Source organism: uncultured Granulicatella sp., from assembly GCF_938030755.1.
In the GTDB taxonomy this organism is placed as follows: Bacteria; Bacillota; Bacilli; order Lactobacillales; family Aerococcaceae; genus Granulicatella.
The window spans coordinates 1-13,370 of the sequence record NZ_CALHIF010000020.1; the positions used below are offsets into that span (position 1 = coordinate 1).

13 protein-coding genes are annotated in these 13,370 nt (G+C 37.5%); 8 read left to right on the plus strand and 5 right to left on the minus strand.

Features of this window, described 5'->3' with window-relative positions; translation table 11 throughout:
• The coding region (locus tag Q0594_RS01940; RefSeq protein WP_298729355.1) for a zinc ribbon domain-containing protein at positions 1–694 on the minus strand (694 nt) is incomplete at its 3' end.
• Between the two features lie 267 nt (positions 695–961).
• A complete protein-coding gene (locus tag Q0594_RS01945) occupies positions 962–1,339 on the minus strand; it encodes a VOC family protein (protein ID WP_298729356.1) in 378 nt (125 codons plus the stop codon).
• 171 nt (positions 1,340–1,510) lie between these two features.
• On the opposite strand from Q0594_RS01945, the gene Q0594_RS01950 reads away from it, so the two are divergent.
• The 4 genes from Q0594_RS01950 (at position 1,511) to pepF (ending at position 7,003) form a co-directional block, all read left to right on the plus strand.
• Positions 1,511–2,887 carry an aspartate kinase gene (locus Q0594_RS01950; RefSeq protein ID WP_298729357.1) on the plus strand — a complete coding sequence of 459 codons (1,377 nt, stop codon included), beginning with the start codon at positions 1,511–1,513 and terminating at the stop codon, positions 2,885–2,887.
• Positions 2,888–3,010: 123 nt separating this feature from the next.
• Positions 3,011–4,390 (plus strand): potassium transporter TrkG, encoded by a 1,380-nt coding sequence (locus Q0594_RS01955; protein WP_298729358.1) that lies wholly within the window; start codon positions 3,011–3,013, stop codon positions 4,388–4,390.
• 15 nt (positions 4,391–4,405) lie between these two features.
• The gene (locus Q0594_RS01960) at positions 4,406–5,068 is read left to right on the plus strand and encodes a TrkA family potassium uptake protein (protein WP_298729359.1); all 663 of its coding nucleotides are present in this window, start codon (positions 4,406–4,408) and stop codon (positions 5,066–5,068) included.
• Positions 5,069–5,200: 132 nt separating this feature from the next.
• Complete coding sequence (gene pepF / locus Q0594_RS01965; protein WP_298729360.1) at positions 5,201–7,003, plus strand: oligoendopeptidase F; 1,803 nt, start codon at positions 5,201–5,203, stop codon at positions 7,001–7,003.
• A 145-nt stretch (positions 7,004–7,148) separates the two neighbouring features.
• Here pepF and Q0594_RS01970 read toward each other — a convergent pair whose 3' ends face one another.
• Positions 7,149–7,859, minus strand: a complete 711-nt coding sequence (locus Q0594_RS01970) for a DsbA family protein (RefSeq protein WP_298729361.1) — start codon at positions 7,857–7,859, stop codon at positions 7,149–7,151.
• A gap of 40 nt (positions 7,860–7,899) precedes the next feature.
• The gene (locus Q0594_RS01975; protein ID WP_298729362.1) at positions 7,900–8,535 is read right to left on the minus strand and encodes a CYTH domain-containing protein; all 636 of its coding nucleotides are present in this window, start codon (positions 8,533–8,535) and stop codon (positions 7,900–7,902) included.
• A 132-nt stretch (positions 8,536–8,667) separates the two neighbouring features.
• On the opposite strand from Q0594_RS01975, the gene Q0594_RS01980 reads away from it, so the two are divergent.
• Genes Q0594_RS01980 through mgtE form a run of 4 tightly spaced genes read left to right on the plus strand, consistent with a single transcriptional unit; the run spans position 8,668 to position 12,439 of the window.
• A complete protein-coding gene (locus tag Q0594_RS01980; RefSeq protein ID WP_298729363.1) occupies positions 8,668–9,336 on the plus strand; it encodes a GTP pyrophosphokinase family protein in 669 nt (222 codons plus the stop codon).
• A 3-nt stretch (positions 9,337–9,339) separates the two neighbouring features.
• The gene (locus Q0594_RS01985; RefSeq protein WP_298729364.1) at positions 9,340–10,167 is read left to right on the plus strand and encodes an NAD kinase; all 828 of its coding nucleotides are present in this window, start codon (positions 9,340–9,342) and stop codon (positions 10,165–10,167) included.
• Positions 10,164–11,057 (plus strand): RluA family pseudouridine synthase, encoded by an 894-nt coding sequence (locus Q0594_RS01990; protein ID WP_298729365.1) that lies wholly within the window; start codon positions 10,164–10,166, stop codon positions 11,055–11,057. The genes Q0594_RS01985 and Q0594_RS01990 overlap by 4 nt, the downstream gene beginning before the upstream one ends.
• A 17-nt stretch (positions 11,058–11,074) precedes the next feature.
• Complete coding sequence (mgtE, locus tag Q0594_RS01995) at positions 11,075–12,439, plus strand: magnesium transporter (protein ID WP_298729366.1); 1,365 nt, start codon at positions 11,075–11,077, stop codon at positions 12,437–12,439.
• 50 nt (positions 12,440–12,489) lie between these two features.
• On the opposite strand, the gene Q0594_RS02000 is transcribed toward mgtE, so the two are convergent.
• Positions 12,490–13,320, minus strand: a complete 831-nt coding sequence (locus Q0594_RS02000; protein WP_298729367.1) for a Cof-type HAD-IIB family hydrolase — start codon at positions 13,318–13,320, stop codon at positions 12,490–12,492.
• Positions 13,321–13,370 lie beyond the last annotated feature (50 nt).

Below are 13,370 nucleotides of genomic sequence, written 5' to 3' on the forward strand. Positions count from 1 at the left end.
AAAACCACACTGGAGAAATAAAAGTCATAACAGTTGCAATGGCTAATAATAGAATTGCTAAGACATTCATTCCTTCATATTGAGTTAACCAGTAGATAAAGACATGTTGACGTTTTTGGAAAACATGTTTTAGCCCATATGAAATAGTAGGGAATCCAAGGTAGAAGAATAAGTAAAATACCAGGAATCTAACAAACATCCAAATATAATTTGGGGTACTCGTTAAGCTTGGTAAGATTGAAATATCAGCAAATAATTGATACTGCGTAAATAATGTATGAATGACATGAGTTGTAATGAATGCAGACATAACCGTCGCTAAAATAATTAACGCGTACCCATAAGTACGACTGTATTGACGTTTCCGCGAATATTGATTTGTTGGATGAACCAAACGTTCACCAAAGAAAGTAAAGAATCGTTTGAATTTATTCCATACTCCAGTATAAGCAAATCGGTTATTCTTCACACGGTTTTCTTGTGAACTACGGTTATCTTCTTCTGGAATTTTTGTTTCCACTTTTGTAGTAAACGAAGCAGTAGGTTCATTATTTTCATCTAATAAGTCTGTTTGAACGCCATCATTTGACTCAATGGCACTAGGTGCAGAAAGTTCATCTTGAACGGTGCCACAATAAGGGCAGAGTGTTTCTTGTTCGTCAATCATTTCATGACAGAATGGACATTGTTTCATGAAGTTTCCTCTTTCCGTATGTATTACTAAATTTCATTGCTATTGTATCATAATTTTACTATAAAAAAAGACTAGGAACTCCTAGTCTTAGCGTGGCATCTTTTCAGATGAGTAGGTCGTGTTCACATCACGAACTACAAACAGCTACATCCGGTAGTGTGCCAAAGCACTCCTGTTCCACATAACTCGCAGTCTCTAATGTACTGCGTGTCGCCTCATCGCATAGAATACATTATAGCAGAGGGAATGCGGAATGTCATGTAGGAACTATTTTTCGCGGATTACTTCGATTTTGTAGCCGTCTAAGTCTTTCACGAAATAGTAGTTTGCAGGATGCCCTGGTAATCCTTTTAATTCTGTAACGTCATAGCCTTTTGCAACGTGTTCAGCGTGAAGTCCTTCAAGGTCTTTAGCGCTAATTGCGATATGACCATATCCGTCGCCGATTTCGTATGGTCCGTGACCATAGTTATATGTTAATTCTAATTCATAGTCATCTCCTTCAAAAGCGAGATAAGCAATTGTGAATTTATGTTCTGGGAAGTCTTTTCTTCTTGTTTCTTTAAAACCGAATGCTTCTTCGTAGAAACGAATGCTTTCTTCTAGATTTTCAACACGGACACAAGTATGCAACATTTTTGACATGGTGTGACCTCCTTTATTTATTTTATTTAAGACTAACAAACTCGAATGATAAATACAAGTTTCTAAGACTGTTTCTATTTCAAAGACAAATGTATTTAATTAGTGGAAATCTGTTGCGTTCCATTCATTAATTTGGTAGTCTAGGTACATTGAAAAATAAGGAAGTGTCATATGAAAGTAATCAAATTTGGTGGAAGCTCTTTAGCGAATGCCACACAATTAAGAAAGGTCTTTAATATTGTAAAATCCGATTCAAGTCGTAAAATTGTGGTGGTTTCAGCACCAGGAAAACGTACCTCGGACGATGAAAAAGTAACAGATCTTCTCATCCAATTAGCAACATCTCATATTGAAGGGAATTATGATGAAGAAGTATTAAAGAAAATCTTAGTCCGTTATAAGGAAATTTGTGATGAATTGGAATTAAAACCAGAAGTGTTTGAACTCGTTCGAATTCATTTTAAAAACTTAAAAGAAAGAAACGATCTATCCTCTGAATATTTAATGGATGCTTATAAAGCAAGTGGGGAAGATTTAAATGCTCGTCTTATCGCTTCTTACTTTAACCAAGAAGGTCTTGCGGCTAAATATGTGGGGCCTCGGGAAGCCAAACTTTGGGTAAGTGATACTCCTGGAGAAGCTCGCGTTTTAGAAGAAAGCTATCATGAATTAGAGTACTTACAACTAACAAATGAAGTGATTATTTTCCCAGGATTCTATGGGGTAACAAAAGAAGGGAAAATCGTAACGTTCTCTCGTGGCGGATCTGATATTACAGGATCTATCTTAGCCAATGCCGTGAACGCTGAAGAATACGAAAACTTTACAGACGTAGATGCCATTTATGTAGCAAGTCCAAAAATTGTTCATAAACCACTACCTATCGATGTATTATCTTATACAGAAATGCGTGAGTTATCATACGCTGGTTTTTCAGTGTTTCATACAGAAGCACTCCTTCCTTCTATCAAAAAAGGAATTCCAGTGCATGTATGTAATACAAACAATCCTGAGGCAAGTGGAACCTATATTATGAAAGGAAAGGTGACTTCTCCAAGTGTTATTTCTGGTATTGCAAGTTCTCCGGGCTTTGTAAGTATTTATGTGAAGAAATATTTGATGAATCACGAGATTGGTTTCTTACGTAAAGTATTGACGATTTTTGAAGAAGAAGGAATTTCTATTGAACATATTCCAACAGGGATTGATGATGCAACAATCATTATCCGTGGGGAAGATGCAACAGATGAGCAATTAGAATCAATTGTAGAGCGATTCTATGCTGAATTAGATGTAGATGAAGCAAGTTTTACACGAGGGCTTTGCTTGATTATGTTAGTAGGGGAAGGAATGGTAAACATGGTCGGTACAACGGCTCGTGTGGCTTCAACACTTGCTCGTACTCAAATCAATATTGAATTATATAACCAAGGGGTGTCTGAGGTTTCAATGATGTTTGGTATTTTAGACCAATACGAAAAGAAAGCCATCCGTGCGTTATATGATGAGTTCTTCGGTGAAACAAAAGAATATCAAGTAGTGGAATAATTCTTTCCGCATTAAAATGAAACAGTAACGGTTGTAATTCACCGATAGAAAGAGTAGAATATCGAATATATTCTGCTCTTTTTATTTTGGGTAGTATTTTTGATTAGAATAGGAGGGACGAAGATGATTCGTTTCTTATTGAAAGATTCCATTCCAAAACGGATTGCTTTCAGTTTTGCGATTGTAATCTTGGTGGGCTCGTTCCTACTCAATTTGCCGATTTCGCAACTGGCGACATCGAAGGCTTCGTATTTTGACCACTTGTTTACAACGGTATCGATGGTATGTGTAACGGGACTTTCGACGCAAACAGTAGCCGAGACGTACAACACTTTTGGACAAGTGATTTGTATGATTTTAATGCAAATCGGTGGATTAGGATTAATGAGTATTATTGCCTTTTTCCTCTATGATTCGGGTAAGAAGATGTCTTTGGTAAATAAATTAGCCTTGCAAGACAGTTTGAACCGAGATAATGATCAAGATTTTAAAAGCTATTTGAGAACGATTTTTAAATATACATTCTTTATTGAATTTATTGCAGCGGTTATTTTATCCTTCCGCTTCGTTCCAGAACTAGGAACTGCAAAAGGGATTTTCACCGCGTTCTTCTTTGCAATTTCTGCATTTTGTAATGCAGGATTTGATAACTTAGGGTCGAATAGTTTGATTAATTATGCGACCGATCCATTTTTAACATTAGTGGTTGCAGCTCTTATTATTCTAGGGGGAATTGGTTTCTCTGTTTGGTTTGATTTCAAACGAAGTTACCGTGATATGCGAAAATCGACAAAGAACAAACAACGCAAATCATTTTATAAACGTTTGCACTATCACACGAAGATTGTCCTTTGGTTAACAGGGATTATTTTACTAAGTGGAACGGTGTTAACATTATTGACCGAATGGAATAACCCAAACACAATCGGGAATCTATCATTCTTCGAAAAGGTACTTGTGAGTTTCTTCCAAACCGTAACGATGAGAACAGCAGGATTTGCGACCATTGATTATACGACTGCACATCCAACAAGCCTGCTTCTTTATTGTATTCAAATGCTCATTGGAGGGTCTCCTGGTGGGACGGCCGGTGGTGTGAAGACAACGACTTTCTTAGTGGTTCTCTTATTCATTCGTTCAGAAGTATATGATGAGCGTATGATTCAATTTAGAAATCACCGTATTTCGCAAGAATTGGCGAGAAAAGCTTTAACGATTTTTATCGTATTTACTACATTGATTCTAACTAGTGTGTTCTTACTCAGCTTAACAGATCCAGATGCCCCATTGTTATATACTTTATTCGAAACCATTTCAGCGGTATGTACAGTAGGGGTAACAGCGAATTTAACACCGACCTTATCTTTTCTTGGAAAAATTGTGATTATGCTGTTGATGTTTATTGGACGTATTGGACCATTAACGGTTCTGTTAAGTTTTTCTAACAGAAAGAAAAAAACACTCGACATGAAGTATGCTAAAGCACCATTATTAATAGGATAGAAAGTAGGGATTGTAATGAGAAAGACAGTTGGAATTTTAGGACTAGGTGTGTTTGGGATGACGATTGCCAAACAGCTTAGCGAATATGATTGCGACATTATTGCAGTTGACCGTGATGAAGTAAACGTCAACCGTATTGAACCGCTGGTCACAAAAGCTGTGATTGCTGATGTAACGGATGAAGATGTTTTAAAAGAAATCGGAATAGGTGACTGTGATACAGTTGTGGTTGCTACAGGTTCGAGTTTAGAAGCGAGCATTTTAGCAGTAATGCACTGCACACGACTTGGTGTCCCTGAAATTATTGCCAAAGCAAAAAGCCGTACAACAACAGAGATTTTAACGAAGATGGGTGCACAACGGGTAGTGAACCCAGAAAAAGAGACAGGAATTCGTCTCGTGAAGAACATTCTTCACCATAAACTAGCTGAAGTGATTTCACTAGATGGCAATATTTCACTTGTGGAATTTTATCCTCCAAAATCATGGGTTGGAAAACAATTAAGTGATTTAGACTTACGTAAAGATTATGATTTAAACTTAATCGGATATCGTGAAGCGAAGAATGAATCTTTGAATACGAAAATATTTGCGGATTTTCTTATTCGCGAAGATGTTGTTCTTGTAGCCATTATTGGGACAGATAGTTTAGATAAAGCGACCTTCCTTGAAGATTAATAAAAGAGACTAAATGAATTGATAGTAGATTCATTTAGTCTCTTTTTATGTAAAAATGTGTTCAAACCCTTTTAAAAGAATCCATTTCATAGTACACTAGAACTATCAACTTTTTAGAAAGTAGGGATTATAATGGCCAATAAAAAACCATTAAGACGTGAAGAAGTTCCAGTAGAATTAACATGGGACCTTTCCGCAATTTATGAATCAAACGAAGGATTTGAAAAAGATTTAGAATTTGTAAAATCACAAATTCCAGCAGTAGCTGCTGCAAAAGACACAGCACTAAAAGACGGTGCTTCTTTATTAGCATTCTTAAATCTTTTAAACGTAGTGGATGATAAGATTGAAACAGCTTATGTTTACTCACATTTAAAAGCAGACCAAGATACTTCAAATAACGAAAATCAAGTCTTAAACCAACGTGCGTTCTCAACATATATTGATTTTTCAGGCGCTTCTGCATGGTTTGCTCCAGCAATCTTAGCATTATCTGATGAAGAGTTTGAAGAGTATTTCAAACAAGAGCCAGGATTAGAAGACTTCCGCGTATTATTAGAAACAGCGCGTATTAAAAAAGGTCACGTACTTTCAGATAAAGAAGAAGCTTTATTATCAAAAGCTAGTGAAGTGTTCCAAGGCGCAAGTAAAACATTCAACTTATTAAACAACGCTGACATCAAGTTTGACGAAATTACAACTGAAGATGGCGAAAAAGTCGAATTGACAAACGGAAACTACTCAGTCTATATCGAATCTAAAAACCAAGCTGTTCGTAAGGAAGCGTTCGAAACATTATACAAACCTTACATCAACTTGAAAAATACTTTCGCAAGCACACTTGGTACAGAAGTAAAAGGGCATAACTTCAGCGCCTTAGTTCATAACTATGATTCAGCGCGTCAAGCAGCACTTGCTTCAAACCAAGTTCCTGAAGAAGTGTACGATGCTTTAGTAGAAGTGGTAAACGAAAAATTACCATTATTACACCGTTATATTGCATTACAACAAAAAGCGCTAGGCTTAGATGAATTGCATATGTATGATTTATACGTACCAATTACAGGCGACGCTCCAATTAAATACAACTATCAAGAAGCATCTCTTGCAAGTATTGAAGCATTGAAACCTCTTGGGGAAGAGTACAACGAAATCATGAAAAAAGCATACGCTGATCGTTGGATTGACGTTGCTGAAAACATCGGTAAACGCAGCGGTGGATATTCTAGTGGGGCATACTCAACAGCACCATATATTCTATTGAACTGGCATGATGAATTATCAAACTTCTTCACATTAGTTCACGAGTTAGGACATAGTGCACACAGCTACTTCACTCGTAACACTCAACCAAAACAATACGGAGATTATTCAATCTTCTTAGCAGAAATTGCTTCTACAACTAACGAAAACATCTTAACAGATTACTTGTTGAAGAAACATACAGATAAAGAAGCGCAAAAATATATCTTAAATAACTATTTACACCGCTTCAAATCAACCATTTTCCGTCAAACACAATTTGCGGAATTCGAACATAAGATTCACGTAATGGACCAAGAAGGCCAACCATTAACACAAGAATCTCTTGCAAAAGTTTATGGAGAAATCAATGCTAAATACTATGCAAATGTCATCCAAGATGAACAAATCGCATACGAATGGGCGCGTATTCCTCACTTCTACATGAATTACTATGTGTTCCAATACGCAACTGGTATGGCTGCAGCAACTGCTTTATCAGATAAGATTTTACATGGGACTCCTGAAGATTTAGAAGCTTACTTAAATTACTTACGTGCAGGACGCAGTGATGCTCCAATCGAAGTCATGAAGAAAGCTGGCGTAGATATGACGAAGAAAGACTACTTATATGATGCCTTTGATGTATTTGAAAAACGTCTATCTCAATTAGAAGCGTTAATGAGTGAATAAATTCAAAAACGATTCATTCTATAATATAAATAGAAGTGCGTAAGAAATTTTCTTACGCACTTTTTGTGTTTAAAAGAATTGAGAAGGGCAAAAACATCTAATGATAGATAAAAAATCCCAACTAGAAACTCTAGTTGGAAGATAGTTAATAGCGATTTAAATTCATATTGACCACTTTATCGAACTTTTGATGGCCATTTGTATTTGTTCCTACTAGTTTTTTTGTAGTGTGATATCCAGGTAGGGGTTCACCATTGCAGATTTCAGCGATAGTTTCAGCTGTAATGCTACTAGCTAAGAGTAATCCATAGGGTTGATTAGAGTTATCAAAAATAACAAGCGAAGGTGTATGTGTCACATTCATCTCTTGCGCAATTTGAAGATCTCGATCATAGGATTTTTTTACAGCAGAACTAGATTTATCCTCGTAAAACATCTTTTTATCAATTTCAATTTTATTTAATATTTCTTCTAACAAGTCATCATTGTATTCTCGTTTATGGTGATGAATTTGTTGTTGTAATTCAATCAAAAATTGATGTCCGAGACGTTTCCCTTGTAATAGTGCAGCTTTGTAAGAAAGAGCTGCATCATAAATCTTCATGTATATATCATTTCGTAAATCTAAATCCGTTACAGGTAATTTTTGGTTCTTCATATATTGATTAACGGTCTGTAAATTATGAAATGTTAAAAAGTGATAATGCACTTTAAATTCAGAATTACGTACAAATTTTAGTAATTCATTTTCACAGCGATAACAGTATGTTCCCAAGGGATTCACGAATAAAAATAATTCGAAAATCTTTTCGTGTGAAGTGTTTTTTGATAGATTTTTTGTTTCGTAGGTACTCAAAATCTGACGCCTCTGTTCCTCTAACTATATTTTTGTAACCTTATTGTAACATAGTTCCTAAAAAATTCAGAATAAAATGCGGTTCTCTCTCTTGAGAGGAGATACTTGAAAGGGCGCGCTTAATTTTACTTTCTGCTTGTTCTCGTTGAATCTGATACTTTTGAAGAATTTGCAAAAAGACTTCTTCCCCTAATGAGAGATTCTGAACTTCCATCTCCATTTCATAGTCCACTTTTCCGTTATAGTAACTTTCATCTAGAACAAGCCATTCGTTACTAGATAAGGGACCTTCAAATCGATGAGTGGTTAATAGAGCAGTTTGTTCGACTTTTTCGATAAAGACTCCATTACTTTCTAATGCTTCTTTAATGGATAAAGGAAGTGTGAATTGTTTTTGTTCATTGTATTGATGAAGCATTTCAACAGGCATTTCATGAGTGAATTCTAATACTTCTAGACTGGATTGAGGGATTTTTAAAGTGATTTCTCCAATGCTTTTCCCCTCAACAATTCGGATACGTAAAGCCATTTTATGAGATTGGAGGATTCCATCCCAATCATAATAACTATTGGTTTGGGTAATCTCTTTAGTTAAGAGGGACTTAAAATCCTCTAGAAGCGAATGATATTGGCTTTTGGTCAGTAAATTTTTAAATTCTCTTTCTACTTGAAACAATTATATTCCCCCTTCAGCATTCTATTGTATCTCAAAATCATCGATATTTGAAAAAAATCGCATTAATTAGTCAAGCTTTTACATAAAATATGGTATGATAGAGAACGGAAATGAAAAAAAGTAGGTGGAAATATGGAAAAGTTGGAAACGCCGCTTGTTGAAGATTGGGAAGCCTTTCTAGCTCCGTATTATCAAGCAATTGAAGAATTAAAAATTAAATTAAAAGGGATACGTCGTCAGTTTCGTCAGGAAGGAAGACATGCTCCGATTGAATTTATCACAGGCCGAGTGAAGACTCCAGAAAGTATTCTAGAAAAGATGCAAGTTCGTAATATTCCTAGAGAAGAATTCCTCGAAGGCGTGCAAGATATTGCTGGACTTCGTATTATGTGTCAATTTGTAGATGATATTTATGAAGTTGTTCGTCTGATTCGTCAAAGAAACGACTTTGAAATCATGATTGAACGAGATTATATTCAAAATAAAAAGGCAAGTGGATATCGATCTTACCACCTTGTGCTGGAGTATCCTGTTCAACGAATTGAAGGGGAAACGAAGATATTAGTAGAAATTCAAATTCGTACACTAGCAATGAATTTCTGGGCAACGATTGAACACTCTTTAAACTATAAATATAAAGGAGAATTCCCTGAAGCGATTCACGACAGATTAGAGCGCGCAGCGGAAGCAGCCTTTTTACTGGATGAGGAGATGTCAGAAATCAGAGAGGAAATTCAGGAAGCGCAGTATATTTTTGCAATCTGTAAGGAAAATCAAAGAAAAAGAAAGAAACGGAGGTAGGTCATGAAAGTCGGTTTATATGGAAATCAATCGGAAAAAACGAAAGAAGTCATGAATGCCTTCGACCGCCTATGTCAAGAAGGGTGTTTTGAGCGTAATGACGAGCATCCTGATGTCGTTATTACGGTTGGCGGAGATGGAACGCTTTTAGGGGCCTTTCATCATTACCGCAATCAATTAGCTAGTATCCGTTTTGTGGCTATTCATACAGGCCACTTAGGATTTTACACGGATTGGCGTAACTTCGAAGTAGACCAATTAATCCAGTCATTGAAACAAGACAAAGGAGAACATGTGAGCTATCCATTGCTCGACGTGAAAGTAAAGTTCAAAAGCGGAGATATCATTCGCTATGCAGCTTTGAATGAGGCCACCTTACGTAAAGTGAATGGCACGCTTTTATGCGAAGTATATATTAATGATGAATTATTCGAAAATTTCCGTGGAGATGGGCTTTGTGTGGCAACTCCAACTGGATCAACAGGTCTAAGCAAGTCTCTAGGGGGAGCCGTTGTGCATCCACGTGCAGAAGTGATGCAGATGACAGAGATGGCGTCGATTAATAATCGTGTGTATCGTACACTGAGTTCGCCAATGATTTTTGCGAAAGATAATGTCTTAACACTACGTCCTGAAAGTAAAGAGGGCATGGTGATGGCGATTGACCATTTAACGTATGATGGGAATGAGATAGAGGAAATTCAATTAAAAATTAGCAATGAACGTATTTCATTTGCGGCTTACAGACATACTCCATTCTGGGATCGTGTGGAAGATGCATTTATCGGTTCGCGTGAAGTGAATTGCCGTGGAAATGAGGAAGTCCGTTGATTTTAACGTGGAATTACCCATACGAGTATCCGATGATGATGCGTTCTTTTCTGCAAGAAGTGGGCATTTCAAGAACATTTTTAGCCCATGTCAAATCACACGGAGAATTACTTGTCAATGGCCGTCATGAGATTGTGTTGAAAACACTCCGCCCTGGGGATGTCCTAACAATGGTGATTCCGCCATCTGGAGAACATGAAACGGTCATTTCAAGTGAAGTGCCGATTGATATTTTGTATGAGGATGATTATTTACTCATTATCAACAAACCGGTTGGAACGGCTTCAATTCCTTCAAAGTTACATCCGGATCACTCGATGGCCAATCGTGTGAAAGGATACTATAAAAGGCGTGGGTATGCAGATCAAATTACTCATGTGGTTACTCGCCTTGACCGCGATACAACAGGAGTGATGATGTTTGCCAAACACCGCGTTGTACATGCATGGATGGATCAAGCATTACGAGAAAAAACAATTCAAAAAAAATACTTAGCATTAGTACATGACACTTCAACTCTAGAAGCGCATGGATTTATTGATGCCCCCATTGGACGACAAGAGGGATCTATTATTAATCGTTGTGTATCAGAAGATGGAAAACCTTCCTTAACCGAATATTGGAAGAGGGAAACACTTGTTGGATCAGAACTTGTTGAGATTTTATTACACACTGGTCGTACGCATCAGATTCGTGTTCATTTCTCGTGGCTGGGGGCTCCGCTTGTGGGGGATGATTTATATGGTGGGCTTAAAGACGAACTTTTAGACCGACAAGCTTTGCATTGTCACTCACTCACTTTTATTCATCCGATGACGAAAAAAGAACTGATCATAGAAGCTCCACTCCCTAAAGATATGAGTCAGTGGATTGAAGCGCATAAGAAGTAAAGAGAGGAGAATCACCATTGAGCGAAATCGTTTATGAATTTGAAGATATTTTAGAACAAATTCAACATACTTTAGCAACAGAAGATAAGCAGCAATTCAGAGAAATCTTCTTTGAAAACCATACTTATGATCAGGCACAAATTTACTTAAGTTTAACCTTAGAAGAGAGAAAGCTGGCTTACCAATATTTAACTCCTGAAGAGATGGCAATGGTATTCGAACTTTTAGAAGAAGACGTAGAAGACGTGGAAGAGTATTTAAATGAAATGGACGAAGCCTATGCCTCACGAATGCTTGCGGAAATGTATTCTGATAATGCGGTAGACGTGTTAAAGCAAGTAGGGGAAGAAAATGTTCGTACATACTTGCGCTTGATGCCACATAAAACGGCAAGTGAACTCCGTCAATTATTAAACTACGAAGATGAAACTGCAGGGGCGATGATGACGACAGAATTTATTGCCGTGCATGAATCTGATACATTAAAAACAGCGATGGCGACCGTTAAGCGATTTGCTGAAGATGCTGAAACCATCTACTATGTGTATGTTACTGACGATGAGAATCATTTAACCGGGATTCTTACATTGAAAGACTTAATCGTGAAACCTGATGAAAAGCTCGTCAAAGATATCATGATAGACCGTGTCGTTACAGTGCACGTGAATGATGCGCAAGAAGAAGTAGCACAAACCATTAAAGACTACGACTTCCTCGCAATTCCCGTTGTAGACGATACGAATACGTTAGTTGGGATTATCACAGTCGATGATGCTCTAGATGTTATCGAAGAAGAAGCGACTAGTGACTATTCAGGTCTTGCCGGGGTAAACGTGGATGAAGCACACCAAGGCGTGTGGGCGGGAATTGTCAACCGTCTTCCGGGGATTGTGACGCTTCTGATTATGGGTACGGTGACAGCGGTCCTCTTTAGACATTATGAACCGATTATTCAACAAGCAAGTATTTTTGCCATCTTTATTACGTTGATTACAGGTACGGCCGGGAATACAGGGACGCAATCTCTTGCGGTAGCGATTCGCAAGATTGGGCTTCATGAGGAAGAGCAGTCTTTCTGGAAAGTTCTCGTGCAAGAGGGGGCAACAGGATTTGGTATCGGGTTGATTTCCGGAGGGATGGTATTCGGGATTGTAAGCCTATGGCTCGGTAGCATCGTTCTTGGGGGCATTATTGGCTTTGCGATGTTCGCTTCGATTTTCGTAGCGGCATTAACAGGGACTTGTATTCCATTTGCGTTGGAGAAATTCAACTTTGATCCGTCCATTGCCAGTGGACCATTTATTACAACCGTTAATGACTTAACATCTGTATTAGTTTACTTCACGATTGTGAGTCAATTTATTTCAGTATATTTAGCATAATAAAAAACGATAAGGTGTACAGACGATTCTGTCTGTAACCTTATCGTTTTTTAAGCGCCTTTTTTCGTATCCGTTAGATTGAAGTATTCTTGTAGATATTTTGCCAATCCATTCTCGTCATTTGTGAATGGAGTAACGGCATTTGCGATGTTTTTCAATTCATCGATTCCATTTTTCATCGCAACACCGTGTCCTGCGTATTCAATCATTTCTAAGTCGTTGTCTTCGTCACCAAAAGCAAGGATATTTTCTTGTTTAATGCCGTAGTAGCTTGATAAGTGCTCTAGTGCTTTTGCCTTATGAATGCCTGGTGAAATGACTTCTAGACATGGGAAGCTTCCACCCCAAGTACGGATTTCAATCTCATTATCATAGCGGTCCAAGATTTTTGATTTAATCTCTTGTTGTTTGTCAATGTCAGAGAAGAGAGCAACGGCTGTTGGTTGTTCTTTGAGTTTTGTGTTTTTACCAATCACGATAGGCTTTTGGTCTTTTGGATAATATGGGCATTCAGGTAGTTCTTCCATATCTGAATACACCAGTTCCGTTCCTTCGACCATTAAGTAATCGACCGGTAGCGTTTTGTTAAAGGCCACTAAATCAAGTACGAATTCTGAATCGAGTGTGATGTGATATTTTCCATCCCATTCCGGCATCCCTGGAATATGGCAGAGGGCACCGTTGAAGTTTGCGATTGGGCCACCTAAGTTTAGTTGGTCGTAATATTGTTTTGAATTACGGTAAGGGCGACCAGTGACAATGGCTACCTCATGGCCTAAGTTTTTTACGGCATGAAGGGTTTCAATGGTTTCTTGTGTCAGTTCTGAATTGTTGTTTAATGTAGTTCCATCAAGGTCGATGGCAATAAGTTTCTTTTCCATTCTTTCTCCTTTCAAAGTGGTTTTCTAAAAGCAGAAACTTGTTTTCAAAG